General features: G+C 29.0%; 22 protein-coding genes. 19 read left to right on the top strand and 3 right to left on the bottom strand.

Annotation, left to right across the window (positions count from 1 at the left end):
- Positions 1 to 117: 117 nt before the first annotated feature.
- The 4 genes from NWE74_RS11235 (at position 118) to carB (ending at position 6443) form a co-directional block, all read left to right on the top strand.
- Complete coding sequence (locus NWE74_RS11235) at positions 118 to 966, top strand: nitroreductase family protein (protein ID WP_258243224.1); 849 nt, start codon at positions 118 to 120, stop codon at positions 964 to 966.
- Positions 967 to 1426: 460 nt separating this feature from the next.
- Positions 1427 to 2143: an orotidine-5'-phosphate decarboxylase gene (gene pyrF, locus NWE74_RS11230; protein ID WP_258243223.1), complete on the top strand. Its 717-nt coding sequence runs from the start codon at positions 1427 to 1429 to the stop codon at positions 2141 to 2143.
- Between the two features lie 12 nt (positions 2144 to 2155).
- Entirely contained in the window at positions 2156 to 3202 is a 1047-nt protein-coding gene (gene carA, locus NWE74_RS11225; RefSeq protein WP_258243222.1) for a glutamine-hydrolyzing carbamoyl-phosphate synthase small subunit, read from the top strand.
- A gap of 34 nt (positions 3203 to 3236) precedes the next feature.
- On the top strand, positions 3237 to 6443 hold the full coding sequence (gene carB / locus NWE74_RS11220) for a carbamoyl-phosphate synthase large subunit (protein ID WP_258243221.1): 3207 nt from the start codon (positions 3237 to 3239) through the stop codon (positions 6441 to 6443).
- A gap of 69 nt (positions 6444 to 6512) precedes the next feature.
- On the opposite strand, the gene NWE74_RS11215 is transcribed toward carB, so the two are convergent.
- On the bottom strand, positions 6513 to 7253 hold the full coding sequence (locus tag NWE74_RS11215) for an RsiV family protein (RefSeq protein ID WP_258243220.1): 741 nt from the start codon (positions 7251 to 7253) through the stop codon (positions 6513 to 6515).
- A 203-nt stretch (positions 7254 to 7456) separates the two neighbouring features.
- Here NWE74_RS11215 and NWE74_RS11210 point away from each other — a divergent pair, with 203 nt between their 5' ends.
- The 5 genes from NWE74_RS11210 (at position 7457) to NWE74_RS11190 (ending at position 10613) form a co-directional block, all read left to right on the top strand.
- Entirely contained in the window at positions 7457 to 8329 is an 873-nt protein-coding gene (locus NWE74_RS11210; RefSeq protein WP_258243219.1) for a class I SAM-dependent methyltransferase, read from the top strand.
- The gene (locus NWE74_RS11205) at positions 8329 to 8994 is read left to right on the top strand and encodes an RluA family pseudouridine synthase (protein ID WP_258243218.1); all 666 of its coding nucleotides are present in this window, start codon (positions 8329 to 8331) and stop codon (positions 8992 to 8994) included. The genes NWE74_RS11210 and NWE74_RS11205 overlap by 1 nt, the downstream gene beginning before the upstream one ends.
- A gap of 140 nt (positions 8995 to 9134) precedes the next feature.
- Positions 9135 to 9842, top strand: coding sequence for a UPF0489 family protein (locus NWE74_RS11200; RefSeq protein WP_258243217.1), 708 nt, complete (start codon positions 9135 to 9137; stop codon positions 9840 to 9842).
- Between the two features lie 102 nt (positions 9843 to 9944).
- Positions 9945 to 10442 carry an SEC-C metal-binding domain-containing protein gene (locus tag NWE74_RS11195; protein ID WP_258243216.1) on the top strand — a complete coding sequence of 166 codons (498 nt, stop codon included), beginning with the start codon at positions 9945 to 9947 and terminating at the stop codon, positions 10440 to 10442.
- 9 nt (positions 10443 to 10451) lie between these two features.
- Positions 10452 to 10613 carry a hypothetical protein gene (locus NWE74_RS11190; RefSeq protein ID WP_092727437.1) on the top strand — a complete coding sequence of 54 codons (162 nt, stop codon included), beginning with the start codon at positions 10452 to 10454 and terminating at the stop codon, positions 10611 to 10613.
- Positions 10614 to 11265: 652 nt separating this feature from the next.
- On the opposite strand, the gene NWE74_RS11185 is transcribed toward NWE74_RS11190, so the two are convergent.
- Positions 11266 to 12186 (bottom strand): pseudouridine-5'-phosphate glycosidase, encoded by a 921-nt coding sequence (locus NWE74_RS11185; RefSeq protein ID WP_258243215.1) that lies wholly within the window; start codon positions 12184 to 12186, stop codon positions 11266 to 11268.
- Positions 12180 to 13274 carry a PfkB family carbohydrate kinase gene (locus tag NWE74_RS11180; RefSeq protein WP_258243214.1) on the bottom strand — a complete coding sequence of 365 codons (1095 nt, stop codon included), beginning with the start codon at positions 13272 to 13274 and terminating at the stop codon, positions 12180 to 12182. Before NWE74_RS11180 ends, NWE74_RS11185 begins: the two co-directional genes overlap by 7 nt.
- 169 nt (positions 13275 to 13443) lie before the next feature.
- On the opposite strand from NWE74_RS11180, the gene yabG reads away from it, so the two are divergent.
- From yabG to NWE74_RS11130, 10 genes are all read left to right on the top strand, one after another.
- Positions 13444 to 14304 carry a sporulation peptidase YabG gene (yabG, locus tag NWE74_RS11175; protein ID WP_258243213.1) on the top strand — a complete coding sequence of 287 codons (861 nt, stop codon included), beginning with the start codon at positions 13444 to 13446 and terminating at the stop codon, positions 14302 to 14304.
- Positions 14305 to 14452: 148 nt separating this feature from the next.
- Positions 14453 to 14719 carry a Veg family protein gene (locus NWE74_RS11170; RefSeq protein ID WP_092727433.1) on the top strand — a complete coding sequence of 89 codons (267 nt, stop codon included), beginning with the start codon at positions 14453 to 14455 and terminating at the stop codon, positions 14717 to 14719.
- A 95-nt stretch (positions 14720 to 14814) separates the two neighbouring features.
- Complete coding sequence (locus NWE74_RS11165) at positions 14815 to 16365, top strand: DUF3794 and LysM peptidoglycan-binding domain-containing protein (protein WP_258243212.1); 1551 nt, start codon at positions 14815 to 14817, stop codon at positions 16363 to 16365.
- Between the two features lie 113 nt (positions 16366 to 16478).
- Positions 16479 to 17360: a 4-(cytidine 5'-diphospho)-2-C-methyl-D-erythritol kinase gene (gene ispE / locus NWE74_RS11160; RefSeq protein ID WP_258243211.1), complete on the top strand. Its 882-nt coding sequence runs from the start codon at positions 16479 to 16481 to the stop codon at positions 17358 to 17360.
- Entirely contained in the window at positions 17353 to 18033 is a 681-nt protein-coding gene (locus tag NWE74_RS11155; RefSeq protein ID WP_258243210.1) for a GntR family transcriptional regulator, read from the top strand. Before ispE ends, NWE74_RS11155 begins: the two co-directional genes overlap by 8 nt.
- 166 nt (positions 18034 to 18199) lie before the next feature.
- Complete coding sequence (gene spoIIR / locus NWE74_RS11150) at positions 18200 to 18850, top strand: stage II sporulation protein R (protein WP_258243209.1); 651 nt, start codon at positions 18200 to 18202, stop codon at positions 18848 to 18850.
- Positions 18851 to 18872: 22 nt separating this feature from the next.
- Positions 18873 to 19394, top strand: a complete 522-nt coding sequence (locus NWE74_RS11145) for a cell wall hydrolase (protein WP_258243208.1) — start codon at positions 18873 to 18875, stop codon at positions 19392 to 19394.
- Between the two features lie 146 nt (positions 19395 to 19540).
- A complete protein-coding gene (locus tag NWE74_RS11140; protein WP_258243207.1) occupies positions 19541 to 20608 on the top strand; it encodes a D-alanine--D-alanine ligase in 1068 nt (355 codons plus the stop codon).
- 14 nt (positions 20609 to 20622) lie between these two features.
- Entirely contained in the window at positions 20623 to 21432 is an 810-nt protein-coding gene (murI, locus tag NWE74_RS11135) for a glutamate racemase (RefSeq protein WP_258243206.1), read from the top strand.
- Between the two features lie 129 nt (positions 21433 to 21561).
- A complete protein-coding gene (locus tag NWE74_RS11130; protein WP_258243205.1) occupies positions 21562 to 21978 on the top strand; it encodes a DUF1934 domain-containing protein in 417 nt (138 codons plus the stop codon).
- Positions 21979 to 22041: the final 63 nt, after the last annotated feature.

Genomic DNA, 22041 nt, shown 5'->3' with positions numbered 1-22041 from the left:
TTAAAATAGTACAAAAAAACTCAAAAAAACTTATAATATAATATATAGTTTTTTTAGTGACAATAAAATATATTATAGTTTTTATATAGATAGATATAAAAATTTAGGAGGAAGTAGATGGAGTTATATGATGCTATTTTTTATAGAAGAACTATAAAAAATTATTCAAATAAAAATATAAGCGCACCTTTGATGGAAGAAGTTAAAAATATATGTAATGATATAACTTATCTAAACGAAGAGTTAAAAATAAAGGCTAATGTAATAGAAAGAGGTCATTTAATTCATTTCTTGATGGGAAAAAAGTGTAATATAAAAGCACCACATTATATAGTAGTAACATCTAATAAAGGTGAAGATTACTTGCAAAATATAGGTTTTGCAATGGAAAAAGTAGTCCTACATTTAACCACTTTAGGTTTGGGAACTAGTTGGTTAGAATGCGATATAAAAAAGGAAGATATAATAGATATTGAACGTGTTGAAAATTATGAGCTAGATTACGGAAGTTCTATTGATAAAAAAAATGAAGAACTAGAAGAAGAACAGCAAGAAAATATAAATCATAATGATGATGAACAGCCATGTATATTAATAGCGTTTGGATATCCTGAAAAACAAGAAGTCTTATTTAAATCTATAGATGGAAGAAAAGATCGTAAGCCTTTAAAGAAAATTTCTAAAAAAATGGATAGAAAATGGATTAAAGTATTAAATGCAGTTAGGGTATCTCCATCCGTTAAAAATATGCAACCATGGATGTTTTATAGTACCAAAACAGCTATAAATTTATACGAAGAAAAGCCTAAAAAAAACTTGGAAGATATGAGTAAAGTAAGTATGGGGATTGCACTAAGGCATTTTGATATGGCATGTGAAAAATATAATATACCAGTGGAATATATAAAATCAAATGCAAAGAAAAAACTTGGAAAGCAGTATTATATAAGTATAATAGAAAAATAAAAAAATATAAAAAAACTAGAAATAAATAAAAATATATAAATAATAATGAAAAGAATAGTTGACACATAAAAGAATAAGTGTAATAATTGTAAACAAGATGAAGCTTTAAATTATCCCAGAGAGGATATAAAGTGGATTTAAATTGAAAATAGAATTCCTTCAAACTAGTCCAGAGAGGCTAAAAAGGTTAAGTATTAATATGATTATTTAGACTTGAATTCATAACCTCTAGCTGGCAAAGTTAGAGGTTTTTTAATTGTTAAGTAAAAATTAAAAAAGTAAGTAAACTTTTAAAATATAAATAAAAATAAAATAATAAAGTCTTTTAAACTAGTCCAGAGAGGCTGGGAAAGATATCTCGTAGCTAATTAAACTAATATAGTTATGTATAGATAAAATCCTTATACTCTTTTTGGGTATAAGGATTTTTTTTAGGCTTTATTAAAAAGGAGAGTTCAATATGATAAATGGTAAAGAAAAATTAATAGTTGCAATTGATACTGCTGAATTTGATAAAGCAAAAAAATTAATAGACACATTAGAAGATAGTGTAGATATATTTAAAGTTGGTCTAGAGCAATATGTAGCTACTAGAGGAAAAACAGTAGATTATTTAAAAGAAAAGGGAAAAAAAATATTCTTAGATCTTAAATTCCATGACATCCCAAATACTATGGAAAGTGCTGTAAGGGCAGCTGTAAGAGATAATGTATGGTTAATGACTATACATGTATCTGATATGGAAGGTATGAGAAGATGTGCAATAGCTGCAAAGGAAGAAGCAGAAAAATTAAACATAGAAAAACCAATAATAGTAGGAGTAACAGTTTTAACTTCATTAAGTGATAAAGATTTACAAGATATAGGATGTAACATGAACACTGAAGAATTAGCTATAAAAAGAGCAAAGTTAGCTAAAGAAGCAGGAATAGATGGAATAGTTTGTTCAGCACAAGAAGTTCATAAAATAGTTGAAGCATGTGGAACAGACTTTGTAACAGTATGCCCAGGAATAAGACCAGCCTCATCTGAAGCAGGAGACCAAAAAAGAGTAGTAACTCCAAAGGATGCAATAAATAGAGGAGCGCACTATTTAGTAGTTGGAAGACCTATAACTAAAGCTGAAAATCCAAGTAAATCAGCAAAAAGCATAACAGAAGAAATAGAAAATGCTTAGGAGGTAAGGTTCATGAGAGGGAGATTAATATTACAAGACGGAACTATATTTGAAGGAAAGGCCTTTGGATATTTAAAAGACAACGTAGGGGAGGTAGTATTCAATACCTCTATGACTGGGTATGGAGAAGTATTAACAGATCCTTCATATTATGGTCAAATAGTTACAATGACTTACCCACTTATAGGAAACTATGGAATAAACCTAGAAGATGTAGAGTCAAAAGGTGTTCATGTAAAAGGATTTATAGTTAGAGAAAAAAGTGATACGCCAAACAACTTTAGATGTGAAATGGATTTAGACACATATTTAAAGCAAAATAAGATTATAGGATTAGAAGGCATAGATACAAGAGCATTAACCAAGATACTAAGAAATAATGGAACTATGAAAGGCATAATAACTTTAGAAGGAGCTTCAATAGAAGATGTTCAATCTAAGCTAGATGCATTTTCAAACACTTTAGCAGTAAAAACAGTAACTAGAAAAGAAGTTGAATATATAGCTGGAGAAGGAACTAAAGTAGCTGTTATGGATTTTGGAGTTAAGCAAAATATACTAAGATCATTTGCAGCTCGCGGATGTGATATAACAGTATTTCCAGCAACAACTAAGCCAGAAGAAATATTAGAGATAAATCCAGATTTAATATTCTTATCTAACGGACCTGGAGATCCAGAAGATTTAGAAGATGTTATAGAAAACATAAAAGAATTAGTTGGAAAAAAACCAATAGCAGGAATATGCTTAGGTCACCAACTTTTAGCATTAACGCTAGGTGGAAAAACAGCTAAACTAAAGTTTGGTCATAGGGGTGGAAATCATCCAGTAAAGGACTTAGAACAAAATAAAGTGTTTATAACATCTCAAAATCATGGGTACTACGTTTCTGAAATACCAGAGAATATGGTAGTAACTCATGTAAATTTAAATGATAACACTGTAGAGGGTATGAAACATACAGAGCTGCCAATATACAGTGTGCAATATCATCCAGAGGCTTGTCCAGGGCCAAAAGACAACGATTATATATTTGATAGATTCTTAGAATTAGTATAGATTGTGAATTTTGATTAGATAAGGAGATAAAATTATGCCTAAAATAGATAGTATAAAAAAGACATTAGTATTAGGATCAGGACCTATAATCATAGGGCAAGCAGCAGAATTTGATTATTCAGGAACACAAGCTTGCCAAGCTTTAAAAGAAGAAGGAATAGAAGTTGTATTAATAAATAGTAACCCAGCTACTATAATGACTGATAAAGAAGTAGCGGATAAAATATATATAGAACCATTAACCATTGAATTTATAGAAAAAATCATAGAAAAAGAAAGACCGGATAGTTTATTAGCAGGAATGGGTGGACAAACAGCTCTTAATTTAGCTGTTGAATTACATGATGCTAAAATATTAGAAAAGTATGGTGTAAAAATAATAGGTACATCTGTTGAATCTATAAAAAAAGGTGAAGATAGAGATACTTTCAGAGACGTTATGAAGCAAATAAACCAACCAGTAGTAGTAAGTGATATAGTAAATGACTTGGAAAGTGGACTTGATTTTGCAGAGAAAATTGGATATCCAGTTGTAGTTAGACCTGCTTATACACTAGGAGGAACTGGTGGTGGTATAGCTGAAACAGTTGAAGAACTTACAGAGATACTTACACAAGGATTACAATTAAGTCCAGTTAATCAAGTGTTGCTTGAAAAGAGTATAAAAGGTTGGAAGGAAATTGAATACGAAGTAATAAGAGATGGTAATGGAAACTGCATAACTGTATGTAATATGGAAAATATAGATCCTGTTGGAGTTCATACAGGAGATAGTATAGTTGTAGCACCTAGCCAAACTCTAAGTGATAAAGAATACCAAATGCTTAGAAAAGCATCAATAGATATAATAAATGCGATAGAAGTTGAGGGTGGGTGTAATGTACAGATAGCATTAAATCCTAATAGTTTAGAATATGCAATAATAGAGATAAACCCAAGGGTTTCTAGATCATCAGCTTTAGCATCAAAAGCTACTGGTTATCCAATAGCTAAAGTTGCAGCTAAAATAGCTTTAGGATATACATTAGATGAAATTGAAAATGCAGTAACAAAGAAAACTTATGCATGTTTTGAACCTACACTAGATTATGTAGTAGTAAAAATACCAAAGTGGCCATTTGATAAATTTAAGCAAGCTAACAGAAAGCTAGGTACTAAGATGATGGCAACTGGTGAAATAATGAGTATAGGAAGCAACTTTGAATCAGCTATGTTAAAGGGGATTAGATCTCTAGAAATAGGTAAATATTCATTAGTTCATGCTCAATCTGAAGAAAAAAGCTTAGAAGAATTAAAGGCAAGTGTAGTTGTACCAGATGATGAAAGATTATTCGATCTAGCTGAAATGATAAGAAGAGGTTATAAAGTAGGAATGATAGAACAGATCACTGGAGTAGACAAGTGGTTTATAAATAAATTTAAATGGATAGTAGAGCAAGAAGAGAAATTAAGAGGAATGAAAATAGAAGATTTAAATAAAGATTATCTTCTAGAATTAAAGAAAAAAGGATTCTCTGATAAAGGTATAGCAGATTTAATGAAAATAAGTCCTGAAAGATTATGTGAATTAAGAAAGCTATACAACATACAACCAGCATATAAAATGGTTGATACTTGTGGGGGAGAATTTGATGCATTATCTCCATACTACTATTCAACATATGAGCAGTATGACGAAGTTGAAGTAAGTGATAGAAAAAAAGTAATAGTTTTAGGTTCTGGTCCAATAAGAATAGGTCAAGGTATTGAATTTGATTACTGCTCAGTACACTGTGTAAAATCGTTAAGAAACATGGGAATCGAGACTATAATAGTTAATAATAATCCAGAAACAGTAAGTACAGATTTTGATACATCAGATAAATTATACTTTGAACCACTAACAGAAGAAGAAGTATTAAATATAATAGAAAAAGAAAATCCAGACGGAGTGATATTACAGTTTGGAGGTCAAACAGCTATAAAGTTAGCTAAGTTCTTAGATGAAAAGAAAATAAAAATATTAGGAACTGACTTTACAGATATAGATGCAGCAGAAGACAGAGAAAAATTTGAAGAATTATTAGAAAAACTAGATATAAATAGACCAAAAGGAAAGGCTATATGGTCAGTTGAGGAAGGAATTAAAGAAGCTGATAAGTTAGGATATCCAGTACTTGTTAGACCATCTTACGTACTTGGTGGTCAAGGTATGGAAATAAATTATGATGAAAATAAATTGGCTAGATATTTAGAAAGTGCATTCCAAAGGGATAAAAAAAATCCTGTACTTATAGATAAGTACTTAACGGGTAGAGAAATAGAAGTAGATGCTATATGTGACGGTAAAGATATATTAATACCAGGTATAATGGAACACTTAGAAAGAGCAGGAGTTCATTCTGGAGATAGTATAACAATGTATCCGAGTCAAAATATATCTGATGAAATAAAAGATAAGATATTAGATTATACTAAAAAAATAGCATTAGAGCTAAATGTTCTTGGAATGGTGAATATACAGTTTATAGAATTTAAAAATGAATTATATGTAATAGAAGTTAATCCAAGAGCAAGTAGAACAGTACCATATATAAGTAAGGTAAGTAATGTACCTATAATAGACTTAGCTACTAAATGTATGCTAGGCGATAAGTTAGAAGATTTAGGCTATGGAACAGGTGTATATAAAGAGCCTAAGTTAATATCAGTAAAGGTCCCAGTTTTCTCTATGTCAAAGCTTGCCAAAGTTGATGTAAGCTTAGGACCTGAAATGAAATCAACAGGAGAAGTTTTAGGGGTTGGAGAAACATTAGAAGAAGCACTATACAAAGGATTTTTAGCGGCAGGGAAGACTATGTCAGATAAAAAAGGTGTAGTACTTGCAACTATAAACAATTATGACAAAGAAGAATTTATAGAAATAGCTAAAGATATGAATGAAATAGGGTACACTTTCGTAGCAACTGAAGGAACGGCTAAAACATTAAGAGATAATGGAATAGAAGCAGATATAGTTAATAGGGTAGAAGAAGCAAGACCTAATATATTGGATGTTATAAGGAATAAACAAGTTGATATAGTAATAAATACTCCGACAAAAGGAAATGACTCTACCAGAGATGGATTTAAAATAAGAAGAACTGCCACAGAGTTCTCAACAGAAGTAATGACATCTCTAGATACATTAAAAGCTTTAGTTGAGGTAAAGAAAAAGAAAATATCAAATGATGGTTTAGAAGTGTATAATATAGCAAAATAATAAAAAAGGTGGATGAAATATTAAAATTTCATCCACCTTTTATTAGATGTATAATTTGATTTAAAAATATTATCTTCTAGTATGTCTGTTTTTTCTTCTTGTAGATACTACATTATCAGGGGAACAATAATATCGTGGATTTATATATTGTGAAAACTTTTCAAAGGAAATTTTAAACTTAGGAATTCCAAATTCTTCAGGTGCTATTTCATCTAATTCAAAGTAAATAACGATTCCATCATCTGTTAAGTAGAATGCTTGATCATCAGGTATTTCGATAGGTTCATCTTCATAATATAGAGATTTATCTTGATTAACTTTATAGTTTACGTAGTCACTTACAAGTTTTATATAGTCAACACCAGGTTTAAATATATCTTCTAAGTAAATTCTATTTCCTGTTAATAAATCAAAGTTATAGTTATTTATTTGATTATATATAGGTCCAAATTCTCCAGGAAATCCCATTAAATTTAATATATTACTTAAGATATGATTTTTATTGAATGTAACTGCATAGCTACTAACAACCCTATAATGTTTCTTTGGCAATGCGTTTTGTGATGCTGAACTATTAGCTTGTTTTTCTTCTTCAGCTAATCCGTTTTTAAAAGTGTACACATCTTCCTTTAGAGTAGAATTTAGGCCATTAAGTAAATTAGGATCTACGTTAAAGTAAGTATTTTTAAAATTATATAAAGTTGGATATTGTAAGTTATAAGAGAAAAACTCGTCTCTTCCCATATCCTCATTAAATCTTACATATAACAAATTATATAGACAACCATTATTTTTTTCAGAATTTCTCATTGAATGTACCCCCTAAAAAAATCATTACAATATAATATGCTAAACACATGAGGAATGTTAATGAAAATGGATTTAGAAAAAAGTAGCAAAACACTAGCTAAAATAATTGATAATAAGAATATAAAGTGAATAAAATACCGAAAATATAAAGTAATATTATGGTATAATACATAAATTGAGATTAAAAATTTAGGAGGACATGAATGTTAATATTAGCAGATAAATGGAAAGATTATGAACTTATAGATATGGGTAACGGAGAAAAATTAGAACGTTGGGGAGATATAGTTTTAAGAAGACCAGATCCTCAAGTTATGTGGCCGATACCAAATGAAAGTGGCTTATGGAAAAATCCTCATGGACACTACCACAGAAGTAATAGAGGTGGAGGACAATGGGAGCAAAAAAAGAAATATCCAGAAAAATGGACTATAAGCTATAAAGAATTAAAGTTTAATATAAGTCCTACAGGATTTAAGCATACAGGATTATTCCCAGAGCAAGCTGCTAACTGGGATTGGTCAATGGACATGATAAGAAAAGCAGGTAGACCTATAAAAGTACTTAATTTATTTGCATATACTGGTGGAGCTACAGTAGCGTGTGCAGCAGCAGGTGCAGAAGTATGTCACGTAGATGCATCTAAAGGAATGGTTACTTGGGCTAAAGAAAACTTAAATACATCAGGCCTTGGAGATAGAAAAGTAAGATTTATAGTAGATGATGTTGTTAAGTTTGTTGAAAGAGAAATAAGAAGAGGAAATAAATATGATGCTATAATAATGGATCCACCTTCTTATGGAAGAGGTCCAAAAGGTGAAGTATGGCAAATAGAAGAAAAATTATATGGATTAGTCGACTTATGTACAAAAGTATTATCAGATGACCCATTATTCTTCTTAATAAACTCGTATACAACTGGATTATCTCCAATAATACTTGAACATATATTAGATGCTACAGTAGCTAAAAAGGCTAGAGGCGGAAATATATATGCAGGGGAAATAGGAATACCTACATCTAGAGATGGAAAAGTTCTTCCTTGTGGTATATTTGGTAGATGGGAGTCTAAGTAATGATTAAGGTTTTGTATGAAGATAATCATTTGTTAGTAGTAGAAAAACCAGTAAATATATTATCACAAGGTGATGATACTAATGATAAGGATATGGTTAATCTTCTAAAACAATATGTAAAAGAAAAATATAATAAACCAGGAAATGTATATATAGGATTAGTTCATAGGCTAGATAGACCGGTAGGAGGTGCTATGGTATTTGCAAAAACATCAAAAGCAGCCTCTAGACTATCTGAACAAGTAAGAAATAAAACTTTCAAAAAAACATACAGAGCGGTTATACATGGAACAATGCCTAAAGAAAAAGATGTTTTAAAAGACTATCTTTATAAAAATAAAAAAAATAATATGGTTAGTGTAGTTAGAAAAGATCATAAAGAAGCTAAAAATGCTGAGTTAAGTTATGAAACTTTAGGTAAAAAAGAAGGTTTTAGTTTAGTAGAAATTGATTTGAAAACTGGAAGGTCTCATCAAATTAGAGTACAGTTTGCAAGCAGGAAGCACCCTTTATTTGGAGATCAAAGATATGGTCAGAATGTAAATAAAGTAGGCCAACAAATATCATTATGGTCTCATAAGATAGAAATAGAGCATCCTACTACTAAAGAAAAAATGGAGTTTATATGTGAACCACCACAAGAATATCCATGGAATTTATTTTAAGTAAAAACAAAAAAGAGATAAAGATTAATTAATCTTTATCTCTTTTTTTACGAAAACTAATTAAAAAATAAAAAATGACTAAACTATATAGTATAATAACCTAGATAAAAGAATCTAATTTTATTTGAAGAGGAGACAGTATGGAAAAGTATACAGGGTTTTACATTGAAAAACCTACTGGAAATAATATTTTTTCTTATGAAGAAAGAGAAAACAAAAAAATTTATGTCCCTAAGTTAATAGAAGCCGATTTGAGTGCTGTTGTAGTAGGAGATGAAATAGTATTCAATGAAATCGATGAAGATGTTGAGATAAAGGCTAAAGGGCTTAAAAATATAGTTAAATATAATATTAATAATAAAGATGTTTACATATTTGATAATCACAATCACGCATTTTACTTTTGGCTTAAAAGTTTAAGTAAAAAGAGTTTTAATAAAGGTTGTAAGTTAGTACACGTAGATCAACATAAGGATATGAGAGAACCTGAAAATTATGATGTAGATATTTTAAATATTGATGATGTATTTAGATATACTAATGAAGTTCTAAATGTAGGTAACTTTATAAAACCTGCTCTTAAGCATAATGTTTTTTCTGAAGTTATTATAATTGATAGTTCTTATGGATTTGATTTGGATATAGATGGGGAATATGTACTAGATATAGATTTAGATATATTCTCAAAAGATATGGACTATATAGCATATGAAACTAAGATTTCAAAAATAAAAGATCTTATAAAAAATACTAAGGTAATAACTATAGCAAGTAGCCCATTTTTTATAGACCAAGAGTATGCTATAAAAGTGTTAAAAGAATTATTTAATTATGATATAATAGAGTAGTTATATTAGAAATTATGGTATAATATAAAGTTGAAAACTATAAAACTAAAAAAATTTATACTATAAAGATTATAAAAAACAAAATTTTAGGAGGACAAAGGTATGAGTTTATACACTGAATGGAGAAACTTAAGTGATAACCACGAAAGCCAAGAATCAGAAATAAAGTTCTGGGAAGATTATTTAAAAGTTGAAGCTGGTATATACAACGAACTTTTAAACAAAAAGCAAGAAATTATAGAAGGAAAAGTTAGCGATTTAGCAGCTAGCTATAACGCATCTGTTGAATACTTCATGGGATTCATAGATGGAATAAGTGAAAGTTTAAAAGAGGAGATAACTTTAGAAACTATAGAAGCTGACAGTACTATAAAGTTAGACATAGATTGGGAAAAATTATACTACAACATGGTAGCTGTAGAAGCTCACTGGTTATACAACTTACAAGGATGGGCTGAAATATTACCAGAAGCTAAGAGAAAAGAATTACAAAAATCTTACAAAACTTCTAAGACAGTAGTTAAAGAAGATAGAGTTGGAAGAAATGATGCTTGCCCATGTGGAAGTGGAAAAAAATATAAGAAGTGTTGTGGAAAGTAAGGTAAATTTATGTTTATTCTAAGATTCATGAACGAAGAAGATGATTTATCAGTTAAGGAATTTACTAACTTAAGTGAGGTAAAAAGCTATATAGCTGAAAACAATCTAGAAAGAACATGGCATCAAATAGAAGAAGTTAAAAAAGTTATACCGAACTTAAAAGAAGACTAATATGAAGGATATTATGATAGAAATTATTTATCATAGTATCTTTTTTTTATAATAAAAAATCTTAATCACTTTTTATTATATAAATTATTAATTTAAATAATATCAATTCATTAATATATTAACACTTAAAATCTGAAATTAAATAAAAAATAAAATTAAAATAATGTAATTATTTTAGAATATTATAGTTAAAAATAATTTTGTTGTAAAAAAGTTTTTTTATATAAAGTTTATTTTATAATATAGACAATAATATAAAATTATAGTACATTGTATACATAGACAACAAGAAATGACACAAAGTGATAAAAACACTAGGATCAGACATAATAACAAAGCAATTAAAAGAAATAGACATAAAAGGAGGAGTTTATTTAATGCTCCTCCAAAGAATAACCTTAATATAAAAATACTAACCCCCTGAATTAGTATTTAGAAAATCCAAACCCCTTTAAAGACTGTATCGGAAGCAGTCTTTTTTTGTATTATAAATAATTAGCATAAATAAAAATTCCCGATAGGCTTAATCTACGATGTTGTCGCTACACTTCGTGTAGCTAAAGGCCATGTTTGTTTATTAAAAAATAGCTATTATATTTAATTAAATATAATAGCTATTTTGCTGAATTTTAAATTAAGAATAAACTTAATATTATTTATTTATATCAGCTAAGTCTTTAGCTATTTGAGCAGCTATCTTAGCATTGTTATATACTAATTCTATGTTAGACTCTAAACTTTTACCAGCAGTTATAGTCTTAACTTTATCTAATAAGAAAGGAGTAACTTTTTTACCTGCTATATTATTTTCTTCAGCTTCTTTTAAAGCAGTTTCTATAGCATTAGTTATAGTATTGTAGTCCATTTCAAATTCATTTGGGATTGGGTTACCTATAACCATCCCACCTTTTAAATTCAAGTCCCATTTAGCTTTTAAAGCAGTAGCTACTTCCATAGAAGAATCAACTCTGTAGTCAACACCGAATCCACTTCTTCTAGTATAGAATGCAGGGAATTCATCTGTACCAAATCCTATTACTGGTACTCCGTTAGTTTCTAAGTATTCTAATGTTAAACCTATATCTAATATAGATTTAGCACCAGCACATATAACAGCAACATCTGTATTAGCTAATTCTTGTAAATCAGCAGATATATCAAATGTTTCTTGTGCGCCTCTGTGAACACCACCTATACCACCTGTAGCAAACACTTTAACACCAGCTAAGTCAGCTAATATCATTGTAGTAGCAACAGTAGTAGCTCCATTTAATTTTTTAGATATTATGAAAGGTAAATCTCTTCTACTAGCTTTAACAACATCTTTACTCGTTCCTAAGAACTCTATTTCTTCTTCAGTAAGACCAACTTTTAAAACTCCATCTATTATAGCAATTGTAGCTGGAATTGCACCATTTTCTCTTATTATTTTACTAACATTTTTAGCCATCTCTACATTTTTTGGATAAGGCATTCCATGAGATATTATAGTTGACTCTAATGCAACTACAGGTTCTCCTGCTTCTATAGCTTTTTTAACTTCTGGATGTACTTGTAAATATTTTTCTAACATAAAATCATCTCCTTAAGAATTTTTTCAATATTTTCAACTGACATATTAGGATTAATTGTATTTTCATGAGACAATGCTATAAGTGAAGCTGCAACAGCAAAATTAGTTGCATATTTAATATCAAAATTATTTAAATGACCATAAACAAGAGCTGCTGTAAATGCATCCCCTGCACCTGTAGCATTAATAATATCAATTTTTACTCCATCAATTTTAAAACTAGTTTCTTGCGTAGCGCAGAATACTCCATCTTTCCCAAGAGTTATAAATAATTTTTCAACACCTTGGCTTAATAATTTTTCAGCGCATAAATTTAAGTCATCAATACTATCAATTTTTATTCCAGATAGTGATTCAGCCTCATACTTATTTAATTTTATAGTATTAAATTTACCAATGATGTCTTTTAATTTCATACATTTAGCTGTCGATACTGCATCAACAAATATTGGTATATGTGAATATGTAGAAGTTATATATTCTATAACCTCTTTAGATAAGTTAGTATCTAGCACAATTGCTAAAGAATCATTTATAAATTGATGCTTAGAACTAATATATTCAACATCTATTTTTTCTAATAAATCCATATGAGATATTGCTAACTGCATATCATTAGAATTATTAAGTATAGAAACATATATTGATGTAGGTATTTCATTAGATACATAACAATCATCAGTATCCATTCCATAGCTTTTACACTCTGATAACAATTGATTTCCATATAAATCATTTCCAACAGCAGATATAAGCTTTGTACCTATTCCTAATCGGCACATATTATCAGCTATGTTTCTCCCAACACCACCTAAAGATATATCAACCTTACCAGGATTTGAGTCAAACATTACAAGAGCATTATTAGGTATACCTTGTATATCTATATTAGATCCGCCTATAACTGTTACATAATTACTCTTATTTAAAATGTATCCTTTGCCCTTTATATATCCTTTTTTCATAAGATTAGTTATATGTACTGCAATGGAAGAACGAGCTATGCATAATCTATCGGCTAATTCTTGTTGAGAAATCATAGGATTTTCTTTTAAAATATCTAAAATTTCTTTTTCTCTCTCAGTCATATTTACCACCTGAAATAAATATTTGTTTATATAAATAAACATTTGTTTACAAATATATTAACATTAACTTAGTAATTTTTCAACAAAAAAATGTTTTATATTCTTAAGGAACAAAAAAAACTATAAAACATACTATAAATTAAGATAAAACTTATTAGGGAGGACAGCCATGAAGATAGGAGACGTAGTAGCAAGAAAATCGTATAATAAGGACATTGTTTTTAGAATAGTTGGATTTAGTATAGATGAAAATAATGAAAAAATAGCAATATTAAAAGGGATCGCATTTAGAATAATTGCAGACGCATACTTAGATGATTTAGAAGTGGTAAAACTTCCGGATATTAGAGAGGTATTATTAGACAAAGGTGTAGAGAATTTATTAAGCCAATCTATGAGGAAGGCAAAAGAAAGACAAAAAAAGATGAATAGAGGAGTTCCTAAATTACAAGCAAATACTAATATTTACGGGATGCCAGGAAAAGTATTACAAATAGATGGCGATAAAGAATATTTAAAAATATGTTTAGATGTATATACAGAGTTAGGTATTCCGGCGGTGGGAGTAGCTATTCCAGAGGCAAATCAATATAAAGAAGTACGAGCATTATTAGAAAAACACAACCCGGATATACTTGTTATAACAGGTCATGATGCAATGACTTCAAGAAAGGGAAGTATAACAGACTTAAATAATTATAAAAATTCAATGAATTTTATAAAAACTGTAAAGCAAGCACGTAAATGGCAACCAAATTTGGATAATTTAGTTATATTTGCAGGTGCATGCCAATCCAATTATGAGCAAATAATAAAGGCAGGAGCAAATTATGCGAGTTCACCAGGTAGAATAATGATTCATGCCTTAGATCCAGTTTTTGTAGTTGAAAAAATTGCTTGCTCAAGAATAGACACAATAGTTCCTATAGAGGAAGTTATAGAACAGACAGTTACTGGAATTAAAGGGGTAGGAGGATCTGAAACTAGAGGGAAATTTAGATGGGCAATGCCTAAATCAATGTTGTATTAATTAAGGATGGCTATATTATACAGTATATCTTAAAAAATACTATTGACTTTTGGATGAAAAATATATAAAATAATTAGTTTAAACGTTTGACAAAAGTGTTAAAATATGATATTATGTAAACATACAAACGTTTAAAGAAGGTGATATTATGGCCACTGTTCAAACTTTAGATAATATAAGGGTAAGTTTGGAAAGGTACTTAGGTAAGAAGATATTACTTAAGGCTAACAAGGGAAGAAAGCAGATAGTTACCAAAAAAGGAATTCTAGAGAAAGTTTATCCAAGCGTGTTTGTTGTAAAGTTAGATGATGAAGGTAATGGATACACAAGAGTATCTTATAGTTATTCTGATTTGTTAACATCTAATGTAAAGTTGCAAGTATTTAAAGATCAAAATAAATTACACGTCAGTTAAAATTATGCCTATTAAAAATAGGTGTAATTTTTTTTTTGTTTCCTAAATATAAATATAGTGTGATAGTTTTATTTAATACAGGGGGGACAAATAATATGGAATTAATTAAAGATGTAATTAAGGTCGATAATAGAATAGACTTTGGAAAGTTTCAAACATTTATAGAGACTGAGGCTGTTGTGCCAGACAAAAAGTCAGATGTATATGATATAGTAAAAACTGAAGGGTACATATCTATTAAGAAAATAGAAGTTGCAGATGGAAAATTAGTATGTAGGGGAAGTTTCAACTATAATGTTATATACATAACTGATGATAAAAACACTGTTTCAAGTGTAGATGGGAAAATAGATATAAATGAAGTTATAGAGAAAGATAATATAGTTCAAGATATGGAGTATATGTTATATCCAGAAGTTGAACATGTTGATTGCACTATAATGAATGAAAGAAAGATAAGAGTAGGAGCTCTTATGAATATAAGAGGTAGTTTATTTGATAAACAAAAATTAGATATAGTTAAAGATGTTTCTCAAGTTGAAGGAATTCAAAAACATAGAAAAGAAATTAGTTATCAAGACATAATAGGAATAGAGAAATCTGAAAGTGTTATAAGAGATACAATAACTATAAATACTGAAGAAATTCAATCAATAATAAGTTTAAATCCATATGCAAGAATAAAAGAAAGTAGAGTAGCTGACAATAAAGTTATAATAGGTGGAGTATTAGAGGTTAATCCTCTAGCTTGCACATATGATGGAGAATTAGTTGAACTAGATAGAATAGGTATAGATTTTACTCAATTCATAGAAGTTCCAGGGGCTTGTGATGGAATGTCTGAAGAATCATTATTATCTATGGGTGATTTTAATTATATATTTAAACAAAATGGAGAGAGCAATACTGGATTATTAGAAATTGATTGTACAGTAGGGTGCAAAGTTAAAGTTAGTGATGAGGTAACAAGAGAAGTGCTTCAAGATGCATATTCTCCACAAAAAATAATAAAATTTGATCATAGATCAATAGAGGTTAATAAAACATTAAGTAATGAATCAGAAACATTTGTAGTGAGAGATAGTATAAAAAATGCTAATGATGATATACAAATAAAAGATGTAGTTAGTGTTTGCCAAACAATATCTATAGAAAACTCTTATGTAGAAGGTGATAAGAGTGTTATACAAGGTATAATAAAGGTAGACATATTATATGTTCCAGTAGAAGGCTTAAGAATAGTTTATAAATTAAGTGAAGAAATACCATTTGAGCATGAAACAACAATAGATAATTTAACAGATACTTGCAAAGTATTTAGTACAGCTGCAATAGAAAAGGTAGATGTAGATTTAAATAGAGATGAGATAGACTTAAGTGTAAAAGTTAAGAGATACACAGAAGCTGTAGATAAAAAACCAGAAAGTTTTATAATAAAAGGTGATGATTTAGGGGTTTATGATTTATCTAAAGCTCCAAGTATAATAGTTTATATATGTAAAGAAGGAGATAACCTTTGGAATATAGCTAAAAAATACAACACTACAGAAAATGAGATAGCAGAGATAAATGAGCTAAGATTAGATGAACCATTAAAACAAGGAAAATGCTTAATATTAGAAAAGAAAGTTGTTTTAGTAGATTAATAATTTAAAAATAAAATAAAATAATAGGGGATTATAATCCCCTATTATTTTATTTTTTGTAGTATAATGTTAATTAGTTAGAAATGCATTATACTATATACAAGGAGGCTACAATGAATTCTATAGAGTTAAAAAGTAGAGCAAAAATAAATTTATCAATAGATGTGTTAGGAAAAAGAGAAGATGGATATCATTTAGTCGAAATGATAATGCAGACAATAGATTTGTATGACATCATAAAAATGATTGAACTAGAAACTGAAGATATAGTTATAAAAAGCAATAGTTCAGATATACCTTTAGATGACAATAATATAGTTTATAAGGCTGTTAATTTATTAAAAAATAAATTTAATATAAAAAAGGGTGTTGAAATATTTATAGAAAAAAATATACCTGTGGCAGCAGGAATGGCTGGTGGAAGCTCTAATGCAGCAGCTGTTTTGGTTGGTCTTAATAAGATATGGGGATTAAATTTATCAGAAATAGAGTTACAAGAGATAGGATTAAAATTAGGAGCAGATGTTCCATACTGCATAGCTGGTAAAACAGCTTTAGCAGAGGGTATAGGAGAAAAGTTAACATATATAAAAGGACTTTCTGAAGATGCTAATATACTAATATGTAAACCTAATTTATTTGTATCTACTAAACAAGTCTATGAGGGGTTAGATTTAAAAAATATTCAAGAAAGACCGGATAATAAATTTCTAATAAAATCTCTGGAAGAGGGAGATATAAAATCTGTAGCAGAAAATATGGTTAATGTTCTTGAAACTGTAACAAGCAAATATCATCAAGAAATAAAAGAAATTGAGGCAGTAATGTTAGAGTGCAATGCTTTAGGATCTATGATGAGTGGAAGTGGTCCTACTGTATTTGGGTTATATGAAAATAAAGAAGATGCCTTAAAGGGAAAAGAAAAGCTATTACAAAAATACTCTCAAGTATATGTAGTAAATAGCAGTGAAAAAGGAGTTGAGATTAGTGGATAATTTAACTAAATTAAATTTAGATGATTATAAGCCATTAAGGGATGTAGTATTTGAAAATTTAAGAGAAGCAATTTTAGAAGGCAAATTAAAACCAGGTCAAAGACTGATGGAGGTTCAATTAGCAGAGCAATTAGGTGTTAGTAGAACGCCGGTTAGAGAAGCTATAAGAAAATTAGAACTTGAAGGTTTAGTTATAATGCTTCCAAGAAAAGGTGCATATGTTGCTAATATGTCATTAAAGGATATATTAGATGTATTAGAAATAAGAGCTAGTCTAGAAGGCTTAGCAGCGTCTTTAGCAGCAGAGAGAATAAGTGAAGATGATCTTAAAAGATTAGAACTTATAGCTAAAGATTTTGAAAAAAGTGCAGATTCTGCTGATGTAGAAGAACTATTAAGAAAAGACGTTGAATTCCATGAATGTATATTCAAAGCAACAAATAACAAAAAATTACATCAATTAATAAACTCATTATGGGAGCAGGTATATAGATTTAGAGTAACTTATATATCAGATTATGATTCGTCAGTGAGTATAATTTGCGAGCATAAATCTATATTAGACGCGATTAAAAAAGGTGACACTGAGATGGCTAAAAAGTATGCAACAGAGCATATAGAAAAGGCTGAGCAGTTTATGATAGAAAAAGCTATGAATAATAAAGATATTTAAGAAGAAGGGGAACCTTCTTTTTTATTTTGTTCATAAATATAGATGAATCCATATAGTAGTTTATTGAAATTTTTAATAATAAATTGCTTAATATATATTTTAGATTTGTATAAATAATTTGAAAGTGGACATACTCAAAATAGAAATAGTTTGAGGGGGAAAAATTATGAATAAGATAAAAATAAGATTAATTATATTAATATCAACTTTAATAGGGATAATATCATTAATGACAGTAACAATAAGTGGGGAAGCAAAAAAAATTGATTTAGCAGTAGGAGATTATAGAGATAAATTAATTAGGTTTCATGTTATAGCTAATAGTGACTTAGATGAAGATCAAGCATTAAAGCTTAAAGTTAGGGATGCAGTTATAGAGTATTTAGAGCCTAAATTAGCTAAATCAAAAAGTATACAACAAAGTGAAAAAATAATAAAAAATGAATATAAAGAGTTAGAGAAAATAAGTAAAAATATTATTGAAGAAAATGGATATACTTATGAAGTAAAGGTTGGAATTGAATATAGTAAATTTCCAACAAAGCAATACTCTAGTGTAATACTTCCAGCAGGTGAATATAAAGCGCTAAAAATAGTTATAGGTAAAGGACAGGGTAAAAATTGGTGGTGTGTTATGTTTCCTCCTTTATGTTTTGTAGATAAACAAAATGGTGTGATTGATAAGGAGACAGATGCTAAATTAAAATCAGTTTTAACAAAAGAGGAATATGAATTAATTACACAAAAAACTGATAAGGAAATGAATAAAGTAAAAGTTAAATTTAAAGTAGTAGAAATTCTACAGTCAATATTATAAATCAAAAGGAGTGAATTTAACTATGGAGAGGTGCTATAAATTTATAGTATCACTATTAGTTTTAACTTATCTATTAGTACCAATTAATCAAGTCTTGGCTATGGATATACAACAAAATACAGATGATCAAGGCGTGCCAGCAGTGCAAGCTAATTCAACAAAACAACAAAAAAGAGAAGTTATAAGTATAACTAGTGATGAACTATTACTACTATCAAAGCTTGTAGCTGGCGAAGCTAGAGGCGAAAGCTATGAAGGTCAGGTCGCTGTAGCTGCTGTAGTGATAAATAGAGTAAAAGATTCAAGATTTCCGGATAGTATAAGAGATGTTATATATCAGCAAAATGCATTTTCAGTAGTAAATGATGGATCTATAAATATGCAACCTACGGATAGCGCATATAAGGCAGCTCAAGAAGCTTTATATGGTAATGATCCAACTAATAATGCAATTTATTTTTGGAACCCAGATATAGCTACATGCCAATGGATAAGAACTTTAAATCCATATATGAGAATAGGTAACCATGTATTTGCGAAATAAAAAATTAGTATGTTTAAAATTTAGTAAAGGAGCTTTTTGCTCCTTTATTTTTTTTTGAAAATAAACTATAATAATCACTTAGATAACAAAATGCATATAATAGTGGATAATTAATAAATATAAAATGCAGGAAGGTGAGCAAAATTATGAAAAAACTTAATGTAGCCTTAATATTTGGTGGAAAATCAGGAGAGCACGAAGTTTCGTTATCATCAACAGCTTCGATATATAAACATATAGATAAAAATAAATATAACGTATTTACAATAGGTATAACAAAAGATGGAAGATGGATGTACTATGAAGGTAGTGAAGAAAACATAAAAGATGGAGAATGGGTAAATTTAGCTAATAAAAATGTTGAAATTAACTTAGTTCCTGTAGGAAATAGAGAAGTAGGACTTGTGTTTGAAGATGGAAGAGTCGAAAAAATAGATGTTTTATTCCCAGTATTACATGGTCCATATGGGGAAGATGGAACAATACAAGGTTTATTTGAAATAAGTCAGATACCGTATGTAGGTTGTGGGGTTTTAGCTTCTAGTGTAGGTATGGATAAGCTTGTTTGTAAAAAAGTATTTTCTCAAATCGGACTACCACAAGTTGATTACACTTATACAACAAAGTGGTCATTTAACAAAGATAAAGATAAAGAATTAAATAATATAGAATCAAAATTAAAATATCCTGTATTTGTAAAACCCGCTAACCTAGGTTCAAGTGTAGGTATATCGAAGGCATGTAATAGAGAAGAGTTATTAAAAGGTATAAATGAAGCATTACAATTTGACTCGAGAGTAGTATTAGAGCAAGGTGTAAATGCAAGAGAAATAGAAGTTGCAGTACTTGGTAATGACGAGGTTAAGGCATCTATAGCAGGTGAAATAAAGCCGGCTAAAGATTTTTATGATTATGAAGATAAATATATAAATGGAGCTTCTACTTATGACATACCTGCAAGCATAAGTGATGAAGACATGGAAAGTATAAGAAAAATGGCTATAGAAGCATTTAAGGGAATTGACGGGAAGGGACTTTCAAGAGTAGATTTCTTTAAAGATAAAGATACTGGAGAAATATTTATAAATGAAATAAATACTTTACCAGGATTCACTAATATAAGTATGTATCCTAAGATGTGGGAAGCTACAGGATTAGAATACTCTAATCTTATAGACAGACTTATAGATTTAGCGATAGACGCTAAGAAGTAAAGAAGGTGTTTAAAATGAGTGACAGACCGATTGGTGTTTTTGACTCTGGTCTAGGTGGACTGACAGTACTAAAAGAAATAACAAAAATATTACCTAATGAAAATGTGGTCTATTTTGGAGATACAGCTAGAGTGCCTTATGGACCAAGATCAAAAGAAACTGTAATGAAATATACTTTTCAAGCTATAAACTTTTTAATGTCTAAGAATGTAAAGGCTATAGTAATAGCTTGTAACACAGCTACAGCTAGATGTTTGAAAGAAGCAAATGAAAAATATGATATACCTATAATAGGTGTTATAGAAGCAGGAGCTAGAACTGCTGCTTATTCTACTAAAAATAAGATAGTAGGTGTTATCGGAACAGAAGGTACAGTTCGTTCAAAGGCGTATAACACAGAAATAGGTAAATTAGATAAAGACATAAAAATAATTGATAGAGCATGTAATTTATTTGTCCCAATAGTAGAAGAAGGTTGGTCAAATAGTGAAATAGCAACTTTAACAGCTAAAAAATATTTACAAGATTTAATAGATCAAGGCATTGATTCTTTAGTATTAGGTTGTACTCATTATCCTTTATTAAAGAGAACTATTGGTGAAGTTGTCGGTGAAGAAATAAAATTAGTAAATCCAGCAAAAGAAACAGCGAAGGATTTAAAAAAGATATTAGAGGATGGGAATTTAGTACGTTTGGCAGAAAATGATAAGCCATCTTATGAGTATTATGTATCAGATATACCTGAAAGATTTGCAAATATAGCAGAAGAATTCTTAAAAAGAGAAATTCAAGGTGTTAAGAATGTAGAGATACAAAAATATTAAGATTAAAATAAATATGGAGGAGTATCTCAATGTGATTTTTAATCACTAGAGGGGTACTCCTTTTTGCCAAATCACAAGAAGTTTTAAAAATCTTGTAAAATAGAGTATACTTATTAGGAGGCAAATAATATGAATGCTAATTTAGCAATAACTACTAGACAGTATGATGAAAATGGAAGAATTGATACTATAAAGTTAAATACAAAAGCAGAGGCATACAATAAAAATAAAGATATATATGTAGTTTATAAAGAAGAGGAAGATGGAAATAAAGTAACAACAACAATAAAAATATCTGATAGCGAAGTTAGTATAAAGAAATTTGGTACAACTAATTCTAATATGGTATTTAAAAAAAATGAAAAAACAGAAACTAGATATAGAACACCACAGGGATTATTTATAATAGAAATAGATACAAAAGAATTAAAAATAGATAAAAAAGAAGAAAATTGCATAAAATTAAATATAGATTACGATATTAAAATTATGGATTTATTTAAAGGCAGAAATAAAATAGAAGTTTTAGTGGAAATAAAAGAATAATGTTGTAATACAAAAAACAATGTAGAAATAGCTAATTATATAAATTTTATAAAGGTAGTTAAA

Origin of the sequence: Romboutsia lituseburensis (assembly GCF_024723825.1) — a bacterium.
Classification (GTDB): Bacteria; Bacillota; Clostridia; order Peptostreptococcales; family Peptostreptococcaceae; genus Romboutsia_F; species Romboutsia_F lituseburensis_A.
Note: the sequence above shows the minus strand (reverse complement) of the source record. Positions and strands in the feature narration are given on the sequence as shown.